This is a genomic window from Streptomyces oryzae, assembly GCF_017676365.1.
Classification (GTDB): Bacteria; Actinomycetota; Actinomycetes; order Streptomycetales; family Streptomycetaceae; genus Streptomyces; species Streptomyces oryzae.
Map to the genome: position 1 here is coordinate 1 of NZ_JADKMA010000139.1, position 20424 is coordinate 20424.

15 protein-coding genes and 1 pseudogene are annotated in these 20424 nt (G+C 72.3%); 8 read left to right on the forward strand and 8 right to left on the reverse strand.

What is annotated here, in order from left to right; all coding sequences use genetic code 11:
- The coding region (locus tag ITI46_RS23665) for a LysR family transcriptional regulator (protein ID WP_209241737.1) at positions 1 to 892 on the reverse strand (892 nt) is incomplete at its 3' end.
- 183 nt (positions 893 to 1075) lie between these two features.
- Here ITI46_RS23665 and ITI46_RS23670 point away from each other — a divergent pair.
- Together ITI46_RS23670 and ITI46_RS23675 are read left to right on the forward strand one after the other, a co-directional pair.
- Positions 1076 to 2587, forward strand: a complete 1512-nt coding sequence (locus ITI46_RS23670) for a 3-hydroxyacyl-CoA dehydrogenase (RefSeq protein WP_209241738.1) — start codon at positions 1076 to 1078, stop codon at positions 2585 to 2587.
- Positions 2588 to 2635: 48 nt separating this feature from the next.
- Positions 2636 to 3796, forward strand: a complete 1161-nt coding sequence (locus ITI46_RS23675; RefSeq protein WP_209241739.1) for an acyl-CoA dehydrogenase family protein — start codon at positions 2636 to 2638, stop codon at positions 3794 to 3796.
- A gap of 35 nt (positions 3797 to 3831) precedes the next feature.
- Here ITI46_RS23675 and ITI46_RS23680 read toward each other — a convergent pair whose 3' ends face one another.
- From ITI46_RS23680 to ITI46_RS23695, 4 genes are all read right to left on the reverse strand, one after another.
- A complete protein-coding gene (locus tag ITI46_RS23680) occupies positions 3832 to 4794 on the reverse strand; it encodes a squalene/phytoene synthase family protein (protein WP_209241740.1) in 963 nt (320 codons plus the stop codon).
- A complete protein-coding gene (gene uppS / locus ITI46_RS23685) occupies positions 4791 to 5738 on the reverse strand; it encodes a polyprenyl diphosphate synthase (protein ID WP_209241741.1) in 948 nt (315 codons plus the stop codon). The genes ITI46_RS23680 and uppS overlap by 4 nt, the downstream gene beginning before the upstream one ends.
- A 183-nt stretch (positions 5739 to 5921) precedes the next feature.
- Positions 5922 to 7868 (reverse strand): AMP-dependent synthetase/ligase, encoded by a 1947-nt coding sequence (locus tag ITI46_RS23690; protein WP_209241742.1) that lies wholly within the window; start codon positions 7866 to 7868, stop codon positions 5922 to 5924.
- 480 nt (positions 7869 to 8348) lie between these two features.
- A complete protein-coding gene (locus tag ITI46_RS23695) occupies positions 8349 to 9392 on the reverse strand; it encodes a cation diffusion facilitator family transporter (RefSeq protein ID WP_209241743.1) in 1044 nt (347 codons plus the stop codon).
- Between the two features lie 283 nt (positions 9393 to 9675).
- On the opposite strand from ITI46_RS23695, the gene ITI46_RS23700 reads away from it, so the two are divergent.
- Entirely contained in the window at positions 9676 to 12282 is a 2607-nt protein-coding gene (locus tag ITI46_RS23700) for a glycoside hydrolase family 3 protein (RefSeq protein WP_307808295.1), read from the forward strand.
- A gap of 58 nt (positions 12283 to 12340) precedes the next feature.
- Here the strand turns inward: ITI46_RS23700 and ITI46_RS23705 are convergent, their stop codons facing one another.
- Positions 12341 to 13252 carry a helix-turn-helix domain-containing protein gene (locus ITI46_RS23705; protein WP_209241744.1) on the reverse strand — a complete coding sequence of 304 codons (912 nt, stop codon included), beginning with the start codon at positions 13250 to 13252 and terminating at the stop codon, positions 12341 to 12343.
- 110 nt (positions 13253 to 13362) lie between these two features.
- Here ITI46_RS23705 and ITI46_RS23710 point away from each other — a divergent pair, with 110 nt between their 5' ends.
- Positions 13363 to 14013 carry an NAD(P)-dependent oxidoreductase gene (locus ITI46_RS23710; RefSeq protein ID WP_209241745.1) on the forward strand — a complete coding sequence of 217 codons (651 nt, stop codon included), beginning with the start codon at positions 13363 to 13365 and terminating at the stop codon, positions 14011 to 14013.
- Between the two features lie 201 nt (positions 14014 to 14214).
- On the opposite strand, the pseudogene ITI46_RS34985 reads toward ITI46_RS23710, so the two are convergent.
- Positions 14215 to 14460: pseudogene (locus tag ITI46_RS34985) on the reverse strand (type B 50S ribosomal protein L31); the annotation flags it as partial.
- Between the two features lie 102 nt (positions 14461 to 14562).
- Between ITI46_RS34985 and ITI46_RS23720 the strand changes: the two are divergent.
- The 4 genes from ITI46_RS23720 to ITI46_RS23735 all read left to right on the forward strand — a co-directional run bounded on the left by ITI46_RS23720 (position 14563) and on the right by ITI46_RS23735 (position 19618).
- Positions 14563 to 15765 carry a baeRF3 domain-containing protein gene (locus ITI46_RS23720; RefSeq protein WP_307808296.1) on the forward strand — a complete coding sequence of 401 codons (1203 nt, stop codon included), beginning with the start codon at positions 14563 to 14565 and terminating at the stop codon, positions 15763 to 15765.
- Positions 15766 to 15816: 51 nt separating this feature from the next.
- Positions 15817 to 17040, forward strand: coding sequence for an MFS transporter (locus ITI46_RS23725; RefSeq protein WP_209241747.1), 1224 nt, complete (start codon positions 15817 to 15819; stop codon positions 17038 to 17040).
- Between the two features lie 179 nt (positions 17041 to 17219).
- Positions 17220 to 18647 carry a sialate:H+ symport family MFS transporter gene (locus tag ITI46_RS23730; protein ID WP_209241748.1) on the forward strand — a complete coding sequence of 476 codons (1428 nt, stop codon included), beginning with the start codon at positions 17220 to 17222 and terminating at the stop codon, positions 18645 to 18647.
- Positions 18644 to 19618 carry a dihydrodipicolinate synthase family protein gene (locus ITI46_RS23735; RefSeq protein ID WP_209241749.1) on the forward strand — a complete coding sequence of 325 codons (975 nt, stop codon included), beginning with the start codon at positions 18644 to 18646 and terminating at the stop codon, positions 19616 to 19618. Before ITI46_RS23730 ends, ITI46_RS23735 begins: the two co-directional genes overlap by 4 nt.
- A gap of 21 nt (positions 19619 to 19639) precedes the next feature.
- On the opposite strand, the gene ITI46_RS23740 is transcribed toward ITI46_RS23735, so the two are convergent.
- Complete coding sequence (locus tag ITI46_RS23740) at positions 19640 to 20392, reverse strand: SDR family NAD(P)-dependent oxidoreductase (RefSeq protein WP_209241752.1); 753 nt, start codon at positions 20390 to 20392, stop codon at positions 19640 to 19642.
- Between the last annotated feature and the right edge of the window lie 32 nt (positions 20393 to 20424).

Below are 20424 nucleotides of genomic sequence, written 5' to 3' on the forward strand. Positions count from 1 at the left end.
CGGGCGGGGTGGGCAGGACTTCCCGGGCCACGTCCAGCACGCTGCGCAGCGCGGCGGACGGGTTGTCCGTGCGCCAGGCGAGCGCCGAGCGGAGCACCACGGGCGGCCCGGCGAGCGGACGGTAGACCAGGCCCGTCTGCTGGATGTGGGTGCAGGAGGTGAGGGTGAGGGTGACCCCGACGCCCATCGCCACCAGCGCGAGGATGGTGTAGGAGTCGGGCGCCTCCTGCACGACGCGCGGGATGTGCCCGGCGCGTTCACAGGTCCGGAACGTCACATCGCGCAGGCTGGAGCCGGTGTCCGCGGGGAAGCTGACGAACGGCTCGCCCGCCAGGTCCGCGACGTCGACCCGCTCCTGACGGGCCAGCGGATGGTCGGAGGCGAGCGCGCAGATCAGCTGCTCCTCGGCGATCACCCGGGTCTCGACCCCGTGCCTGGCCACCGGCAGGCGTACGAAACCGAGGTCGAGGGAGCCCTCGGCGACCCGGGCGAGGGCCCGGTTCGCGTAGTTCTGGCCCTGCATCACCAGCTCGATCCCGGGGTGCGCGGTGCGGACGGCTCGGGTCAGCAGTGGAAGGGCGGTGTGGCTGGAGGCCCCGGCGAACCCCACGGTCACCCGGCCGAACTCGCCGCGTCCCGCAGCCTTGGCGACCCGGGTGGCCGCGTCCAGGTCGGCCAGCACTTTGCGGACCGGCGCCAGAAAGGACTCGCCCGCGCCGGTCAGCCGGACCGAGCGGGTGCTGCGCTCGAACAGCTGCACCCCCAGCTCCTTCTCCAGCTGGCGGATCTGCTGGCTGAGCGGCGGCTGAGCCATGTGCAGCCGCTTGGCGGCGCGGCCGAAGTGCAGTTCCTCCGCCACGGCGACGAACGCGGCGAGGTAGCGCAACTCCACGGCGGGCTCTCTTTCGCAGGGGCGGTCTTTCGCAAGAAGTCTCGGTGGGACGGTCCTTCGCGGGGCGGCCCGGAGAGGCCACTGATCTGTTGCTCGTCTTAAAAAGACTCTAATTTGGTATTGGACGCAGATCAATGGTCGGTGCAAGCGTAGGCCGCGCGCAGTGCGGAGAGGGAGCTGTTCATGCGGATCAGGGTGGTCGGAGCCGGCACCATGGGGCGGGGTATCGCGCAGTGGGCGGTGACGGCCGGACACACGGTCGAGCTCGCCGACGCACGGACCGAGGCGGTGGCCGACGCGGTCGCGTTCGTCCGCACCATGCTGGAGCGTGCGGTGGTCAAGGGCCGGATGAGCCGTGCTGACGCCGACCGCGCCGCGTCGGCACTGGTGCCGCTGGACTCGCCGTACGACGCCGCGCATGACGCCGCGTCCGGCGCCACGGCGGACGGTGGGGCTCCACAGCTGGTGATCGAGGCGGTGCTGGAGGACCTGGAGGTCAAGGCGGAGCTGTTCACCGGTCTTGAGCGGGTGCTGCCCGAGGAGACCGTCTTCGCCACCAACACCTCCTCGCTGTCCGTCACCCGGATCGGCGCCCGGCTCACCGACCCCGGACGGCTGGCCGGACTGCACTTCTTCAACCCCGTGCCGCTGATGAAGCTCGTCGAGGTCGTGCCCGGCGCCGCCACCCGCGAGGACGTGCCCGAGCTGCTGACCGCGCTCGTCGCGGAGTCGGGGCACCGCCCGGTCACGGTGGCCGACACCCCCGGCTTCCTCGTCAACCACGCGGGACGCGGGCTGGTGACCGAGGCGTTCGCGCTGCTGGAGGAGTCCGTCGCGGGGCACGCGGCGATCGACCGGATCGCCCGCGACGTGCTCGGGCTGCGGATGGGGCCGTTCGAACTGATGGATCTGACGGGCCTGGACGTGACGGCCTCCGTGATGGACACCGTCTGGGAGGGTTTCCGCCACGCCGACCGGCTGCGCCCCTCCTATCTGCCGGCCAACCGGGTCGCTGCCGGGCTGTACGGGCGCAAGTCCCGGCGGGGCTTCTACGGGTACGGCGAAGGCGAGGCCGGGCCCTCCCTCCCCGAACCCCGGATCGAGGGCGGCGACCCCGCGCGTCCCGTCCGCGTCACCGGCGACGAACTCGCCGATCTGGCCGCCGCGGACGCCGCGCCGCACGATGCGCTGGTCCTGGTGCCGACCTGGGGCACCTCGGTCGCGGCCGCCGTCGTGGAGAACGGGCTGCCCGCTGAGCGCACGTTGGGGGTCGACCCGCTGTCGCTCGGAACCCCGCGCCGGGTGCTGGCGGTGACGCCCGCCACGCGGGACGACGCCGTACGGGATGCCGTCGCCGTGCTCGCCCGGGACGGGCACGCGGTGTCCGTCGTACGGGACACCGCGGGCTCGGTCGCCCAGCGGCTGCTGGCGTCGGTCGTGAACGTGGCAACTGGCATCGCCGAGCGCGGCATTGCCGCGCCGGCCGACATCGACGTGGCCGTCACCCTCGGCCTCGGCTATCCGCGCGGGCCGCTGGCCTGGGGTGACGCGGTGGGCGCCGCCCGGATGCTCGCCCTGTTGCGGGCCCTCCAGGCGGAAACGGGGGACCCCCGCCACCGGCCGACTCCGTGGCTCACCCACCGGGCAAGCCTGGGCCTGCCGTTGAGCACGCCGATGCCGCGGCTGCCGGAATGAGGCCCGGGGGAGCCCGCATCCCGGCGTTGAGGAGACGAGAGGGAGACGATGGACCAGCGTGATTTCGGACTGAGCGAGACGCAGCGGGACTTCCGCGCGCTGGCGCGGGACTTCGTGGAGAAGGAGGTGACCCCGCACGCCAGGGACTGGGACCGTGCGGAAGCCGTGGACCCCGCGATCCCCAGGCGGCTGGGGGAGCTCGGGTTCCTCGGCCTGACGCTGCCTGAGGGATACGGCGGGGTGCCCGCCGACATGCTGTCCTACGCGGTGGTCACCGAAGAGCTGGGCCGTGGCGACTCCTCGGTCCGCGGCATCGTCTCCGTCTCGCTCGGCCTGGTCGCCAAGACGATTGCCGCGCACGGCACCGAGGAGCAGAAGGAGGCGTGGCTGCCACGGCTGGCGACGGGCGAGTCCCTCGGCTGCTTCGGGCTGACCGAGCCGGAGACCGGCTCCGACGCGGGCTCGCTGCGCACCCGCGCCCGCCGGGACGGCGACCACTGGGTCATCGACGGCGCCAAGATGTTCATCACCAACGGCACCGTCGCCGATGTGGCCCTCACCTTCGCCCGCACCGGCGACGAGGGCATCACCGCGTTCCTCGTCCCGACCGACTCGCCGGGCTTCACCGCGACCGCCGTCCACGGCAAGCTCGGCCTGCGCGGCCAGGCCACCGCCGAACTCGGCTATGACGGCGTCCGGGTGCCCGACTCCGCGCGCCTCGGCGAGGTCGGCAAGGGGCTCGGGATCGCGCTGGGCACGCTCTCCCGCGGCCGGATATCGGTGGCGGCCGGAGCGGTCGGGCTCGCGCAGGGAGCGCTGGACGCCGCCGTCCGGTACGCCACCGAACGCCGGCAGTTCGGCAGGCCGGTCGCCGCCTTCCAGCTGGTGCAGGAGCTGCTGGCCGAGTCGGAGGTGGAGATCCGCGCCGCGCGGCTGCTCACCTACCAGGCGGCACGGATGGCGGATGCGGGCGCCACCCCGAAGCAGTACGCCACCGAGGCGTCGATCGCCAAATACCACGCGAGCGAGACGGCGGTGAAGGTCAGCAACAACTGCCTGCAGACCTTCGGCGGTTACGGCTACATCGACGAGTACCCGGCGGGCCGGTACCTGCGCGACGCCCGCGTGCTCACCCTCTACGAGGGCACGAGCCAGGTCCAGAAACTGCTCATCGCCCGGGCGCTGACCGGGATCGACGCCATGACCTGACCATGGACGCCATGGCCTGACCCGCTGTCGTGGGGTCAGCCGAGGCGGAGGCGGTGGTGGAGGGTACGGAGGGTGTCACCGGCCAGCCGGGTCGGTGAGAGCCGGAAGTGCCAGCGCGAGCTGGGGCGGAGCAGTGCGGCGCCGCGCTGTTCGAGGCCCCGCACTCCCTGGTGGAGGAGCATCAGAACGGGTCGGTAGAGGAACTGGACACCCTGATCGGCGTCGTCCAGCGCTGCCTGAGCGGTGTGAAAGGCGGCGCGCGCCTTGCCGCACTCGTGGGCGAGGAGAGCCCGGACGGCGGGGGTGTCACGCCCGGCTTCCAGGTCGGTGCGGGTGACGTCGAACCGCAGCAGGTCGGTTTCGGGGATGGTGAGCAGGCCGCGTCGCAGGTCCTCGGCCAGGTCGGCGAGATCGTCCCAGCGCTGCGCGGCGTCGAAGGCCAGCCGCGACGCGGTCTCGTTGCGGGAGTGCCGCGGGATGCGGCATGCGGCGAGCAGAATGCGGGCGGACGGCATGTTGCTGCGGTCGGTGTTGTCGTGCTTGTCCTGCTCGGTGGCGTAGCCCCGCACCCCCAGGCGGGCCAGCTGCCCCGCCAGGTAGTCGTGGACATCGGCAGGGTCGAGGGGCTGTACGCGCGCGGTGTGCAGAAAGGCCCGCAGGAAGGGCTGTTCGGCGCGGCCGGTGGCCAGCCCCTGCCGGACCTGCCCGGCCCAGGTGTGGAACACCGCGGGCTCGTACCGGTGCACCGGCACATCCGCCAGGCAGTCGGCGTGGATGATGAGGGCGCCCACAGCGAACAAGTGGGGCTGCCAGGCCATCGGGCTCAGCAGGCGCCCCGGGGGATAGAGAGCCGGGTACCGGCGGGCTGCCACATGCGCTGCCGCGGTGTAGTCGTCGCGCAGCCGGCCCTGGGGGATGCCGGCCAGGCGCAGGGTGCGCTGCCACGGTGCGGCCTGGTTCAGCAGACAGCGCAGCAGCGGCGGACCGGGCACGGTCATGAGGGCTGGTTCGAACGCCCGGGCTCTGCCGGCTCCGTGGTCAGCTGATGCACGGTGAAGCGGGCCGTCTCCCGCAGACCGTCCCACAGGGTGGTGCCCAGGTGGGAGGCGATTGCCGTGGGGAGGCCCAGCAACGCGGCCGGACCTGGTGGGAGAGTGCGCCTCCTGACCGGATCGAGAGAGGCGTGGCTGTCGCCCCCCACCGCGGCGGCGTCGGCTGCGTGGTCGGCCGCGTCCGTCGGGTCGAGGGCACCGAAGCGGCGCCGGCGCTGGTGATACAGCTCCAGGGCGTGCCGGAAGTGCGAGCTGCGGAAGTCGGGCCACAGCACGTCGAGAAAGACCAGTTCGGCGTAGGCGCAGTGCCACAGCAGGAAGTTCGACAGCCGGTGCTCCCCGCCCGTACGCAGAAGCAGGTCGACATCGGGGAGTTCGGGCAGCTGCATGTGCTGTGCGAAGGTCTCGGGGGTGATCTCCTCCGCCGGGGTGCCCTGGGCGGCCAGGGCGCGTGCGGCCTCACACAGGTCCTGCCGGCCTCCGTAGTTGAACGCCAGGCTCAGCTGAAGCGCGCTGTTGCCGCGGGTGGCTTCCTCGGCCTCGTGCAGCCTGCCCATCACCTCCGCGGGAATGCGGGGGTCCGCACCGCCCAGCACGCGCAGCCGCACCCCGCGCTGGTGAATGCGCTGGATGTCCCGGCCGACGACGTACTGGGAGAGGAAGCGCACCAGGAAGCTGACCTCTTCCTCCGGGCGTGACCAGTTCTCCGTGGAGAAGACGAAGAGCGTCAGCCACTCGACCTTCTCCTCCAAGGCGCCGTCCACGACCGCATTGAGGGCATCGCGGGCGGCCAAATGGCCGTGGGTACGCTCCAGTCCGCGGTGCTGGGCCCAGCGGCCGTTGCCGTCCATGATGCAAGCGACATGCCTGGGAGGCGTCCTGGCCGTCATTCACCCTCCAGCGAACGCATAGAGCAACCATCCGGTTCCGGAGGGTAGATGCCCGACGGTGAACGGTCGTATCCCTGCGCCGCTCCACTCGCACGAGCGAATTGGCGCGAGCAGGCGCCGCGCGAGCCGAGCGGGCCCTGCTGCTGCCGGGCCGCGAGGCTGGAGAACGCGACGGGCGGCGCCCTACTCCTGCGCACTCCGCCCGCCGTAGAGGGCGTCGATCTCGGCCGCGTACGCCTCGGCCACGGCCTGCCGCTTCACCTTCAGGGACGGGGTCAGCAGTCCGTTCTCCTCGGTGAACTCGCCGGCGACGATGCGGAACCGGCGGATGGACTCGGCCGTGGAGACCGCCTCGTTGGCGTAGTCGACCGCCCGCTGCACCGCGGCGACCAGCTCTGGATCCGCGCGCAGCTCGGCGAGCGGGGTGTCGGCGGGCCGCTTGCGCACCCTGAGCCAGTGTGCGACCGCCTCCGGATCGAGGGTGACGAGCGCGCTCACATAGCGGCGGCCGTCGCCGACGACCATGCACTGGGCGACCGGTGGACGACTGCGCAGCCGGTCCTCCAGCGGAGCGGGGGAGACGTTCTTGCCGCCGCTGGTGATGAGGAGGTCCTTCTTGCGGCCGACGATGGTCAGATACCCGTCCTCGTCCAGCTCGCCGAGGTCGCCGGTGGCGAACCAGCCGTCGGACAGCACCTGGGCGCTCTTCTCGGGCCGGTTGCGGTACGCGCCGAAGACGATGCCGCCCTTGATCAGCACCTCGCCGTCCTCCGCGATCCGTACGGCCGTGCCGGGCACCGGGCGGCCGACGGTGCCGGGGCGCGGGCCGAGCGGCGGTGTGACGGTGGCGGCGGCCGTTGTCTCGGTGAGCCCGTAGCCCTCGTAGATGACGATGCCGGCCGCGCAGAAGAACAGGTTCAGGCGGCGGTCCAGCGGCGAGCCGCCGCTGATGGCGTAGCGCAGCCTGCCGCCCAACTCCTTGCGGATACGCCGGTAGACCAGCAGGTCGTACAGCCCCCAGGCCAGATACAGCCCCGGCGAGGGGCCCTTGCCCGTGCCCAGGAACTTGCGCAGATACGCCTCCGCGAAGCGCACCGCGATCCGGTCGGCACGGTCGAAGGAGGAGCCGCGCCCCAGCTTCTCCGCCGTCTCCCGCCCGGTGTCGTGGATCTTCTCGAAGAGGTACGGCACCCCGACGACGAACGTCGGGCGGTAGGAGCGCAGTTCGGGGCGGAGCTCGTCGGGCTTGATGCTTGCACAGTGCCCGAACTCGATCCGGGCGTACAGACAGGCGATCTGGATGGTGCGGCCCAGGATGTGGGCGAGGGGCAGGAAGAGCAGGGTCGATGCTGTCTGTCCGGTGACCTCTTTGAAGACCGGGTGCAGCAGTTCGACGGTGTTGGCGGCCTCGGCGTGCAGATTGCCGTGGCTGAGCACACAGCCCTTGGGCTTGCCTGTGGTGCCTGAGGTGTAGCAGAGGGTCGCCACGGTGCCGGGGCCGAGCGCGGCACGGCGCGCGGTGAGTTCCGCTTCGGGTATCCGCCGTCCGTCGTCGGCGAGTTGGGCGAGCGCGGGCCGCGCGCCCGCCACCGGGTCGATCTGCCACAGCCGCGGCCGCTGCGGCTGCGCCGCCAGCGCGGGTTCGGCCGTGGCGGCGCGCTCGGCCGTCTCGACGAACAGGAAGGCAGCGCCCGAGTCGCGCAGGATCCACTCGATCTGTTCGGTGGAGGAGGTGGCGTAGACGGGGACGGTCTGGCCGCCGGCCGCCCAGACGGCGAAGTCCAGCACACACCACTCGTAGCGCGTACGGCACATCAGGCCGACCCGGTCCCCGGGAGCGAGCCCGGCCGCGATCAGCCCCTTCGCGGCGTCGGAGACCTCGCGGGCGAAGGCGGCGGCGGACACCGGCAGCCACGTGTCACCGACTTTGCGGCGGAGGACCACCGCGTCGGGTGCGGCTTCGGCGTTGGTGAACGGGAGGTCGGCGAGGCTGCCGGAGGTGACGGGTGGGACCAGGGGTTCGGCACGTGCCTCGCGTACGGTGCCGTTCTCCTTGATCACCTTCACCGGGGCGCGGGACGCCAGGCCGCTGTGGCGTTTCGCTGTCCTGAGGTCTTTCCACACGCCCATTTTTCAGCTCCTGTTCGCGCCTAGCGCGCGCTGTTGCGCCTCGCGCGCTTGGTGACGGGGGAGTCAACTTACTCGGGCGTAAGGAGAAATCAATGGTCTCGGCATTGGCGCCTGCGGCGCGGAGGGGGTGCCCCTTGCTGATGTGTGCGGGCTGCGGGCTTGTTGTGGCTGGTCGCGCAGTTCCCCGCGCACCTTTGGGGCGCGACTTTTCGGGGCGCAATTCGACGTCGGCGGGCGGCGGCGATCCGGGTGGCCCCCCTGCTTCGGATCGCCGTCGCCCGTGCGAGGTGCCCTGCCGGGGCGGCCCGCCGAGGGGTCGGGCCGCTGATGCCGCCCGCGGACCCCCCACAGGCCGCGGGCGGCTGCCCAGCGGTGGCACTGGCCCGGGCGTCTGACGGGGAGACGCCCGGGGACCGTCTTCAGAGTGCCCCACACCGGCCCTGCCCAGCAGGGCCGAACGGCCCCTCTCCCCGGCCGCGCTCAGTGCTCGTGCGGTCCGTCGTGGTGCACGGGGCCGTGCGGGGTCGCGCAGTGCCCGGCGGAGGCCGGAGCCGCGGACAGCGCGTGAGCGCCGGCCGGCAGCCGCTCGGCGTGGTCGATCTGCAGGGTGGTGTGCGTCAGCCCGTGCCGCTCGGCCAGTATGCGGTCCAGGTCGCGGCGGACGCGGTGACAGTCCCCGCCCGGCTCCACCAGCACATGCGCCGACAGCGCGGGCTCGCCCGAGGTGATCGTCCAGATGTGCAGGTCGTGCACCTCGGTCACCGACTCGGCAGCGGCCAGTTCGTCGCCCACCTCGTCCGGGTCGAGACCGACGGGCGCCGCCTCCAGGAAGATGCGGCCCGAGTCGCGCAGCAGTCCGTAGCCCGCCTTCAGCATCAGCGCGACGACGAGCAGCGTGGCGATGGCGTCGGCCCGCGCGTAGCCGGTGACCAGGACGACGAGACCGGCCACAGCTGTGCCGATGAAGGCGAACAGGTCGTTGAGGATGTGCTGGTAGGCGCCCTCGACATTGAGCGAGGAGCGGTTCGCCCGCGACAGGCACCAGGTGGCCAGCAGGTTCACCACGATGCCGACCAGCGCCGTGGTCACCACCATCCAGCCTGTCACCTCGGGCGGGTGGAACAGCCTGCGGACGGCTTCGTAGCCCAGCCAGACGGCGGCGAGCAGCAGCGTGAGGCCGTTGGCGTGGGCCGACAGGATCTCCGCCCGCTTCAGCCCGAAGGTGTAGCCGCCGCGCGCCGGCCGCGCCGACAGCCGCATCGCCACCAGCGCCAGCACGATCGAGACGGCGTCCGTCAGCATGTGCGCCGCGTCCGACAGCAGGGCGAGCGAGCCCGCCACCACGGCGATGCCCGCCTCGACGGCGATGAACGCGACGATCAGCGCGAGCGCCAGCGACAGCCAGCGGCGGTCGGCGTCGGCCGAGACGCCGTGCGTGTGCCCGGCGTGCCCGTGCCCCTGGCCCTGGCCAGGGCCGTGCCCGTGGCCCGGTCGCGCGCCGTCGTGCTTGTCCCTCGCGTCCACTCGGTCCTCCCCATCGGTGACCCTTCGCCCCTCGTTGTGCCGGGCTGAGTGCAGTGAAACCCACTGCGGCCCGAGGTTGCAAAGACTGCACCGGTGACCGTTGTCAAAACCGATAATGCCGCTGTGACCTGCATTTTCTTCATGATTTCCGTTGTCGTGACGAGGGGGCTGGCCGGCCGGCTGTGCGATACGGTCCGCGCGGCTGCCCGCCCCTCCTGCATCGTGACGACTCCGACTGCTTTCACAGGGCCGGGGAGCACCGGATCTGAGAGGCTGGCAACCAGTGATCGATAAGAGCGACCTGAGCGATGTGAGCCGGATGGACCGAGGCCCCCGGGATCCCGAAGCCCAGCGCGCCGCCACCGTCGAGGCCGCGCTCGCCGCGCTCGGCCTGCCGTCGAAGGTGGCGCTGCTCGGGGGCGCGGACATGTGGTCGGTCGGTCCGGTCGATGCCGGGTCGGCGGGGGTCTTCGGGAGGCTCGTCCTCTCGGACGGTCCTGCCGGGGTGCGCGGCGAGAGCTGGACGCCCGAGGACCCCAGCCTCGCGCTGCCGTCGCCCACCGCGATCGGCGCGACCTGGGACACCGAAGCGGCCCGCACCGCCGGACTGCTGCTCGCACAGGAGGCCCGCCGCAAGGGCGCCCACGCGGTGCTGGCCCCCACCGTCAACCTGCACCGCACCCCCTACGCCGGGCGGCACTTCGAGGCGTACTCCGAGGACCCGCAGCTGACCGGCGTCCTGGGTGCGGCACTCGTGGCCGGCCTCCAGGAAGCCGGCGTCGCCGCGACCCCCAAGCACTACGTGGCCAACGACGCGGAGACCGACCGCTTCTCGGTCGATGTACGCGCCGACGGGCGCACCCTGCGCGAGCTGTATCTGGAACCGTTCGAGCGCATCGTGCGCACTGCCGGGCCCTGGCTGCTGATGGCGGCGTACAACAGCGTCAACGGCGTGACGATGAGCGAGCACGACGTGCTCAACAACGGAGTGTTGCGCGGCGAATGGGGCTTCGACGGCGTGCTGGTGTCCGACTGGATCGGCGCCCGCTCCACCCTCGGCTGCGTACGCGGCGGCCTCGACCTGGCCATGCCGGGCCCGGACACCGCGTACGGCGAACACCTGGTGGCCGCCGTCCGTGAGGGCCGGGTGGCCGAGGAGACGGTGGACGTGCTCGCGCGCCGGGTGCTGCTGCTCGCCGCCCGCGTCGGCGTACTGGACGGGGCGCCGCCCGCCGTCCCCGACTCCGCGCTGCCCGCACCGCTCGACGGGCCGGCCGCCGTACGCGAGCTGGCCGCGCGCTCCTTCGTCCTGCTGCGGAACGACTACCGGGGGGAGCCGGTGCTCCCGCTGGAGCCGGGCGGTCCCGCGGAGTCCGCGGAGTCCGCCGAAGGCGGCGTGCGGCGGATCGCCGTCAGCGGACTGCACGCCTCCGCGCCGCGGTTCGGCGGCGGAGGCAGCTCGCAGGTCTTTCCAGAGCAGGTCAGCACCCCGCTGGATGCGCTGCGTGCCGCGGTCCCCGCCGGAACCGAGGTGACCTACGAGCCGGGACCCGACCCCCGCTCGCTGCTGGCCCCGGCGTCCGGGACCGACGGTTTCCGGCTGACGGCCGTGCTCCACGGGCTGGACGACGCCGAGCTCGCCCGAGTGGAGCAGCGGGACGGCAGCGTGCGGTGGATGGGGAGCCTGCCCGGCGGGATCCCCTTCCCGGATCTGGGCCGCGTCGAGCTGGTCGGCGAGTTCACGCCGGGCACCAGCGGCACCCACCGGCTCGCGGTGCGCGGTGTGGGCCACTTCAGGCTGGAGGCGGGGGAGAGGGTGCTGTACGACGCGGAGCTCCAGGCCGAGAGCGAGGACCCCGCCGCGGCGTTTCTCAACCCGCCGCAGCGGACCTTCCTGCTGGATGCCCGGGCGGGACAGGACCCGTTGCCCGTCCGCCTGGTGCACTCCGTCCCCGCGCATGGAGTCGGCGGCCTGTTCGGGCTGGTCTCCTTCGAGCTCGGCTACGGCCCGCCCGCCGTTCCCGAGCAGGAGCTGATCGAGCGGGCCGCGCAGTCGGCGGCCGAGGCCGACTGCGCGGTGGTGTTCGTCGGCACCACGGAGGAGTCCGAGAGCGAGGGCGTCGACCGGGAAACCCTCGCCCTGCCGGGTAGCCAGGACGCATTGGTCGCGCGCGTCGCGCAGGCCAACCCCCGTACCGTCGTGGTGGTCAACGCGGGCGCTCCCGTGCTGATGCCGTGGCGCGAGGACGTGGCCGCCGTGCTGCTGTGCTGGTTCCCGGGCGAGGCGGGCGGCGCGGCCGTCGCCGATGTGCTGCTGGGTGCCGCGGAGCCGGGCGGCCGGCTGCCGACCACCTGGCCCGACGCGGAGGACCACTTGCCGGTCCGGCAAGTGGTGCCGGACAGCGATGGCCAGTTGCCGTACGCCGAAGGCCCGTACATCGGCTACCGCGCCTGGCTGCGGGCCGGTGAGGCCGAGCCCGCCTACTGGTTCGGGCACGGGCTCGGCTACACCCGGTGGGAGTACGAGTTCATGAACATCACCGCGATCGGGGTTGCCGGTGACAGTGACGGTGACGGTGACCCGTACCGGCCGGTCGCTAAGATCACCGTCCGCGTTCGCAACAGCGGTTACCGCGCGGGGCGCGAGGTCGTCCAGCTCTATCTCGGGCCCGAGGGCCCGGATCGCCGGCTCGCTTCCTTCGCCGTCGTCGAAGCGGGGGCCGGGGACGCGGCGGAGGCATCTCTGCCGGTCCCCCTGCGCGCCGTCCAGACCTGGGACGAGACCCGGCTGACCTGGCACCCGTGTCCGGGCCCGCACCGGTTCGCCGTCGGGCGCAGCGTGGCCGACATCCGGCTGACGGCCGAGTTGGAGTTGAAGTTGGCGGATTAGCGTGGGGTGCCCCCAGGGCGCAGGGTGGGCAAGCGCAGCCCTCCATGCCGGGCACCGTTCAGCGACGTACCGACGCGCGGAACGCACCCGGGGCCGTGCCGGCGCGTTGGTGGAAGAACTTGGCGAAGTTGGTGGCGTCCGCGAAGCCGAGAGCGGCGGCGATCCGTGCTGCGGAGCGGTCGGTGTGGGCCAGCAGGCGCTTGGCCTCCAGTACCACGCGGCGGTCCACGAACTCCTTGGCCCCCAGCCCGACCGCGGCCCGGGTGGCCCGCGAGAGGGTGCGGGGAGAGTAGCCGAGAGCGCGGGCGTAGTCGGCGACCCGGCGGGTGCGGGCGAAGTCCTGCTCCACAGCGGCGCGGAACCGGCGGAAGGTCTCCGAGGGAGCGGCCGCCTCCGCGTCCTGGCCTTCCGGCTCCACCAGCCGGACCAGCCGCAGCAGCAGGACCGCCAGCAGATGCCGCAGCACCTCCGTGTGGGCGCTCTGCGCGGGCGGGCGGCGCTCGGCGGCGAACTCGAAGCGCAGGTGATCCAGGGCGATCCGCACCGCACGCGCGTACGCGTCATACGGGTGCCGGGCGACCGCGCCCGACGCCTCGTCCAGACCGACGGCCGCCGCTGTCGCCGGATCGGGGAAGGTGGGCTGAAAGAGGATCAGCGTGCCCTCGGCTTCCGCCACGTCGTCGTACTGCTGCACCTGTCCTGGGCGTACCCACAGCCAGCCGCCGGCCGGGGTGGTGTGCCCGGTGAAGTCGACGGACTGGCGCAGGGCTCCCGACTCCACGGCGAAGAGCTGGTGGAAGCCCGGCCGCTGCGGGTCCGCCAGCCGCTGGCCGCCGCGCGCCGCACGGTCGCGCAGCTCGGACAGCGTCATCACCTCGAGGCCCGTGGTCGCGACGCCCGGCGGCGGGGCGTACGGGAGCTCGGGGATCGCGGCGGACGCGGAGGCGGCGGGGTGTCCGGTTCTCACCATGGCTGGTCGTGACCTTACCTCGCGGGGCCGCCGCTGCCCGGTTAGCTTCGAGGTGTCGTCCTTGCGGCACACCCCCACCCCTCATCCGTACAGCGCACAGGAGTACCACCATGGCGAACATCGCCGTCTTCGGGGCCAACGGCAACATCGGCAGCAGGATCGTCCGCGAGGCACTGGACCGCGGCCACGAGGTCGTCGCCGTCGTCCGGGACCCGAGCAAGTTCGTCGCCTCCAGGGAGGCCGTCACGGTCACCACCGGCGATGTGCTCTCGCCCGAGTCCGTAGCGGCCGTCGGCGGGAACGCCGACGTCGTGGTCAGCGCGGTCGGCGGCAAGGACGGGCCCGGCCACCAGGCCACCATCAGGCCCGCCGCGGAGGCGCTGGTCACCGGGTTGCGCTCGCTCGGCGCCGGTGCGCCCTCGCTGGTGTTCGTCGGCGGCGCCGGGTCGCTGCGCAAGCCCGACGGGTCCCGGGTGTGGGACACCGAGGGGCTGCCCGACACCATCCTCCAGATCATGCACGCGCACGGCGACGCGCTCGCCTACCTGCGCGGCGTCCAGGACATCCGCTGGACCAATATCAGCCCCGCCGCGATGATCGAGCCCGGCGCGCGCACCGGGACCTACCGCGTCGGCAAGGACGAGCTCGTTGCCGACGAGAACGGCGAGAGCCATATCTCCATGGAGGACTATGCCGTCGCCGTGCTGGACGAGATCGAGAGCCCCCGGCACGTGAGGGAACGCTTCACCGTGGGCTACTGACCGCGGCCCCTTGCCGGGTCCGGGCGCGTAGCCCGGATGTCCGGGCTACGGCAACCGCCGGTCCAGCGCTGCCCTGCCCTCCGCCGCGATGCGCTCGCGGGCCCACCGGAGGTTCTCCTCCGACAGATCGCGGCCGGTGGCGAGGACGAGGTCCTCGGGGGTGGGCTCGCTGTCGGGGGCGGCGTGCAGGATGTTGTCCGGCGTCGTCCCCTCGTAGCGGTGGCGGAACCTGGCGATCCGGCCTTCGGAGTCCACGACTCGCGCCTTTCCGGTGTGGAATGGGTGGCTCTCGGAGGAGATCTCCACGTCGACGACGGGATAGACGCGCCCGTCGTCCCACTCGATCGTGGTGTCGCTGGTGGCCGTCGAACGCGTCAGGAACGCGAAACCGGCCGCCCGGTCACGGAAGACCACCTCGCGGTAGTCGGGGTGAGTATCAGACTTCACAAGTCGCTCCTTCCCCCGCTTGCAGGGCGCCCCATCCAGGTTACGTCCGCACCCCCGGCGCGGCATCCCGCCTGGTGGGCCGCCCCGCGGGAGGGCTCCGAGGTGCGGAGCGCGGGCAGCGGCGGGATGCTGGAGGGCGCGGTCGTCGTCCCCTTCCGGAACGAGGTACGGATGCGCACCAACGACCTGACCAACGAGGTCCTCGCCAATCTGCGGAAGCCGCGCCCCTACCCCGCGGTCACCCTGGTGCTCCCCACCCACCGCACCAAGCCGGACAAGCTGCAGGACCCGGTGCGGCTGCGCAATCTCATCGCCGAGACCGGGCGGCGGCTCGCCGAGGACCCGCAGGTCCCGGCGTCGGTGCGGGCAGACGTGGTCAAACAGCTGGAGCAGGCCGAGAACGAGCTGGACCTGATGTACGCGCTCGACACGCTGGTCGTCTTCGCCGCGCAGGGTGAGCACCAGTTCTGGCAGCTGACCCGGCGTGCCGACACCGAACGCATCGTCATCAACGACACGTTCCTCACCCGCAACCTCGTCGCGGCCCGCGCCCAGAACCGCCCGTACTGGGTGCTCACCTTCGACGAGGAGAAGGCCAGGCTGTGGAGCGGCGCCGGCGAACAGCTCACCGAGGAGCACCGCTTCGGTTTTCCCATGGAGCACGAGCCCATCGTCTCCGAGCGGGAGCGGGCCTCCCGCACCGGCGTTTTCACCACGGGCTACCGGGACGAGGCGGAGCTGCAGCACCTGCGGGACGTGGACGCGAGCCTCGCCAAGGTGCTGGAGGCCGAGCCGCGCCCCCTGCTCCTCGCCGGGCTGCAGCACGGGCTGACGGCGCTGGCCGATGTGGGCACGCACGCGGCCCGCAACGCGCTGGCCACCGTGCCCAAGGGCGGGCTGGCCAATGCGCGGGCCTCCGTCGTGCACGAGGCCATCGCGCCCGCACGTGCCCAGCTGCTCCAGGAGCGGGCCGACGAGGCGCTGCACCGGCTCGGTGAGGCGATCGGGCGCAAGGAGTTCGTCACGGGGATCGACGAGGTGTGGCGGGCGGCCCAGGAGGGCCGGCTGGCGCTGCTGGTCGTCGAGGAGCCCTACCAGCAGAAGGTGCGGCTGACCGGCGGTCATCTGACGCCCGCCGCCGAGGACGCGGTGAGTGACGAGACGGGCGAGGTGCGCGACGACATCGTGGACGAGACGGTGGAGTCGGCGCTGTCCACCGAGGCCGAGGTGGTCTTCGTGGCCGACGGCGCGCTGGCCGAGCACGGCAGGATCGCCGGCGCGGTCCGCTACACCTGGGCCGGGTAGCAGGCAGGGGGCCGCGGGCGGGCCGGAAGCGATCTCCTAAGGTCGGCAGCCGTGACCTCGTACAGCGCTGAACACGACAACGAGTCCCCGCGCGGGCTGCTGTGGTACGCGGCGGCGACCTTCGTCTTCGCCGTCGGCATGGCGGGCACCACGCTGCCGACCCCGCTCTACGGGCTCTACCGGCGGGAACTCGGCTTCGGTGAGCTGATGGTGACGGTGGTCTTCGCCGTCTACGCGGTCGGCGTGATCGTTGCACTGCTGGTCGCCGGTGACTTCTCCGACAAACTGGGGCGGCGGCCCGTGCTGTTCACCGCGCTCGCCCTCTCGGCGGCCAGTGCCGGGTGCTTTCTGCTGGAGGGCGGGCTGCCGCTGCTGTTCTCCGGGCGGCTGCTGTCCGGGTTCGCGGCCGGGCTCTTCAGCGGAGCGGCGACCGCCGCCGTCCTGGAGCTGGCGCCCAGCGGCAGCCGGGGCTTCGCAGCGACCGCGGCGAACATGGGCGGGCTCGGCTGCGGACCGCTGCTGGCCGGTCTGCTCGCGCAGTACGCGCCGCGCCCGCTCGTCCTGCCGTTCGTGACCCATCTGGCCCTGCTGGCCGTCGGGTTCGCGCTGACGCTCGCGCTGCCGGAGACCGTGCGCCGGCCCAGCCCGCGGCCTCGGCTGCGGCCGCGCGGGATGGAAGTGCCGCGCGAGGTACGGCCGGTGTTCGTGCCCGCCGGGCTGGCCTGCTTCACCGGGTTCGCCGTCTTCGGGCTGTTCACCGCGGTCTCGCCCGGCTTCATGTCCGGAACGCTGCACATCGGCAATCTGGCGGCCTCCGGCGCCGTCGTCTTCTCCGTCTTCTGCGCCTCGCTGCTCGGCCAGTCGCTGACGGGCCGGATCGGTACCCCGGTGGCGCTGCCGCTGGGCTGTCTCGGGCTGGTCGCCGGAATGGCGCAGGTCGGACTGTCGTTGCTGCTCAGCTCGTTGCCGCTGCTGGTCACGGGTGCGGTCACCGGGGGTGTCGGGCAGGGGCTGGCCTTCCGGTCGGCCATGGCGGCGGTCAGCGCACGGGCGCCCGAGGCGCACCGGGGCGGCACCATCTCCGCGCTGTTCGTCGTCGCCTATCTGGGCATCTCGCTGCCGGTCGTCGGGGTCGGGGCGCTGAGCACCGGGCTCGGGCTGCGCGACGCGGGGCTGGTCTTCTCCGGCTGCGTGGTGGTGCTCGCGTCCGGTGTGGGTGCGCAGCTGTGGCGGACCAGAAAGGCGGAGGCGGCGGCGCTCGCCGCCACCGGCTGAGCCCCGCCCGCGGCCCTCCCGGCCGGGTCAACTCCCTTGCTCCGTACGGCTTCCGCACCGCTCCGTACGGCCGGCCGACCCCTTGTCCCGGTCCGGCAGCCGCGTGTAGCGTCCCGCCACGTCAGGACATCCCATGTCCTACGTCAGATCTTTTCCGGCGGCCGAGGGGGCGCTCCGCGATGGCCAGACTGACCAGACACGACGGCAAGACGCTCTTCGCCGCCTGGCTCGGCTACCTCATGGACGGCTTCGACTTCGTCCTCATCACCCTCGTACTGACGGAAGTCGCCGACGCCTTCGACCTGTCGACCGTCACCGCGGCGACGCTCGTCTCCGCCGCCTTCATCTCACGGTGGTTCGGCGGCCTGGCCATCGGTGCGGTAGGTGACAGATACGGGCGCAAACCCGCGATGATCCTCAGCATCCTGCTGTACTCGGCCGGTTCGCTGGCCTGCGGGCTCTCCTGGGGCTACTGGTCGATGTTCGCCGCGCGGCTGCTGCTCGGCCTCGGCATGGCGGGGGAGTACTCGGCGAGCGCCACCTACGTCATCGAGAGCTGGCCCGCCGCTGCCCGCAACCGCGCCAGCGCGCTGCTCATCTCCGGGTACGCGGTCGGGGCCATCATCGCGGGGCAGCTCTACCGCTTCGTGGTGCCCGCCTGGGGCTGGCGGGCGATGTTCTTCCTCGGAGTCGTCCCCATCGCGCTCGCCCTGTGGATGCGGCGCGGGCTGAAGGAGTCCCACGACTGGGAGCAGGCACGGGCCACGGCCGCGGAGAAGACCGGCGGGGCCGACGCGCCGGGCGCGCGGCGGGACTTCGTCACGATCCTCTACCGGGGCCGCTTCGCCGTACTGAACCACGCTGTCACGGTCGTCGTGGGACTGAGCCTGTTCCTGCTGTTCACCGAGCGCGCCGAGGGCTTCACCTGGCCGCTGGTGCTGCTCGCCGCCGCCGGATTCGTGCTGTTCGCCGGGCAGTTCGCGCGGTGGCGTACGCCGATGATGGTGACGCTGATGCTCACCGTGTTCTGCGCGTTCCTCTACTCCTGGCCCATCCAGGCGCTGCTGCCGACCTATCTGAAGAAGGACCTGGACTTCTCCCCGGGAACCGTCAGCGACATGCTGTTCTTCGCCGGGTTCGGGAACGTGGCCGGCTGTGTGCTGGTGGGGTTCCTCGGCGACCGCTGGGGCACCCGGCGCACCTATGTGGCCTCGCTGTGTGTTTCGGTGCTCTTCGTGCTGCCGGTCTTCGCCATGGACCGCGGTCAGACGGTGTGGCTCGCGCTGCTGCTGTTCTTCCAGCAGATGTTCGCGCAGGGCATCTCCGGCCTGCTGCCGAAGCTGATCGGCGGCTACTTCGACACCACGGAGCGCGCGGCCGGACTTGGCTTCACCTACAACGTGGGCTCGCTCGGCGGCGCGGTGGCCCCCGTGCTGGGCGCCTCGCTGGCGGGCGGACACAGCCTGGGGCCCTCCCTCGCCTGGCTGACGTTCTCGCTCACGCTGGTGGTGATCGTGCTGATCGCTCTCGACGCACCGCTGCGGGTGCAGAACGCGATGGCGGGAAGAATTCTGCCGAACCCGTCCGAGGAGACACCCACCCGATGAACGACCACCCCTCATCCGGACCCGTCACACCCGACAGCAGGGCCCTCGGCGGAGTGATTCCGCCGCTGTGCACGCCGCTGACCGAGGACCGCGAACTGGACGTGGGCTCGCTGGAGCGGCTGTGCGGGTTTCTGCTGGACGCCGGGGTCGACGGGCTGTTCGTCAACGGGTCGACCGGCGAACTCGCCTACCACACCGACGCGTTGCGGCTGGCGGCGCTGCGCGTCGTACGGCGGGTGGCCGGTGGCTCCGTGCCGGTGCTCGCGGGCGCCGTCGACATGACCACCAACCGGGTCATCGCGCAGGCCCGTGCCGCGCGGGACGCGGGCGCCGACGCCGTCGTGGCCACCGTGCCGTTCTACTCGCCCACCCATCCCGGCGAGATGGCCGATCACTTCCGCGCGGTGCGCGACGCCGTCGAACTGCCCCTGTGGGCCTACGACATCCCCGGCAACGTACAGCGCAAGCTGCCCGCACAGGTCGCGGCCGGGCTGGCCGGGGACGGGGTGCTCGCCGGCCTCAAGGACAGCAGCGGCGACCTCGACGAACTGCGCACCCTGCTCGAACTCACCGAGGCCAACGGCGCACGCGCAGCCGGTTTCGCGGTGCTCACCGGCTCCGAGACGATGGCCGACACCGGCCTCGCACTGGGCGCCGACGGCATCGTGCCGGGCCTCGGCAACGTCGACCCGCACGGCTACGTCGCCCTGCACTGGGCGGCACGGCGCGGCGACGTAAAGGAAGCAGTAGCCGAACAGGCCCGGCTGCGGCGGCTGTTCGCGCTGACCCGGGTGGGCGACCCCGCCCGGATCGGCACCTACTCGGCGGCCATCGGCGCCTTCAAGGAGGCCCTGTGCCGGCGCGGCGTCATCGCCACGGCCACCACCCCGCTGCCCATGCGCCCGCTGTCCGACCAGGAGCGCACCGAAGTGGGCCGCCACCTCACGGAGGCGGGCCTGGGGCCGGTGTGAGCCCGGCCGGTGCGGGAGCGGCTACTGGGCCGCGTATCCGCCGTCCACCAGGTGGTAGCTGCCCTGGATGAAGGAGGCGCGGTCCGAGAGGAGGAAAGCCGTCAGCTCCGCCACCTCCTCCGCCCTGCCCAGGCGGCCCTGCGGGTGCAGGGACACCAGGCGTTCGCGCATCGGGTTGTCCGTCTCCCGCAGCAGCGGCGTGTCGATGAAGCCGGGGCCGACGGCGTTGATCCGTATCCCCTTGTCGGCGTATTCGAGCGCTGCCGTCTTGGTGAGGCCGAGGATGCCGTGCTTGGCGGCCACATAGGCGGGGCTGCCCGCGAAGCCGTTGGTGCCCAGGATCGAGGACATGTTGACGATCGCGCCCCGTCCCGCCGCGCACATCACGGGCAGCTGGTACCGCAGCCCGTAGAAGACGCCGCTGAGGTTGGTGGCGATGATCCGGTCCCAGGCGGTGACCTCGTACTCGCCGGTGGGCATCGAAGGGCCGCCCACCCCCGCGTTGTTCACCGCCAGATCGAGCGAGCCGAAGGTCTCGGTGGTGAACCGTACGGCTTCGCGTACCGAGTCCGGGTCTGTGACGTCGACGACCAGCGCCTCGGCGCGCGCGCCCGCGGTCTCCAGTTCGCCGGCCGCCAGCTGCGCACCGTCCTCGTCGTAGTCCGCGACGAGGACCGAGGCGCCCGCCTGTGCGAGCCGGCGGGCCACCGCCAGCCCGATACCGGAGGCGGCACCGGTGACCAGCGCGGCCATGCCCTCGAACTCGCCGCCCATCCGTTCGACCTCCGCCTCGGATCCCCCTCCGC

Bases quoted from the DNA above. Each gene is read 5' to 3' on its own strand.
- ITI46_RS23675 (WP_209241739.1), top strand. From the start codon at position 2,636: ATGGACCAGCGTGATTTCGGACTGAGCGAGACGCAGCGGGACTTCCGC.
- ITI46_RS23730 (WP_209241748.1), top strand. From the start codon at position 17,220: ATGGCCAGACTGACCAGACACGACGGCAAGACGCTCTTCGCCGCCTGG.
- ITI46_RS23710 (WP_209241745.1), top strand. From the start codon at position 13,363: ATGGCGAACATCGCCGTCTTCGGGGCCAACGGCAACATCGGCAGCAGG.
- uppS (WP_209241741.1), bottom strand. From the start codon at position 5,738: ATGACGGCCAGGACGCCTCCCAGGCATGTCGCTTGCATCATGGACGGC.
- ITI46_RS23690 (WP_209241742.1), bottom strand. From the start codon at position 7,868: ATGGGCGTGTGGAAAGACCTCAGGACAGCGAAACGCCACAGCGGCCTG.
- ITI46_RS23740 (WP_209241752.1), bottom strand. From the start codon at position 20,392: ATGGGCGGCGAGTTCGAGGGCATGGCCGCGCTGGTCACCGGTGCCGCC.
- ITI46_RS23735 (WP_209241749.1), top strand. From the start codon at position 18,644: ATGAACGACCACCCCTCATCCGGACCCGTCACACCCGACAGCAGGGCC.
- ITI46_RS23705 (WP_209241744.1), bottom strand. From the start codon at position 13,252: ATGGTGAGAACCGGACACCCCGCCGCCTCCGCGTCCGCCGCGATCCCC.
- ITI46_RS23680 (WP_209241740.1), bottom strand. From the start codon at position 4,794: ATGACCGTGCCCGGTCCGCCGCTGCTGCGCTGTCTGCTGAACCAGGCC.
- ITI46_RS23670 (WP_209241738.1), top strand. From the start codon at position 1,076: ATGCGGATCAGGGTGGTCGGAGCCGGCACCATGGGGCGGGGTATCGCG.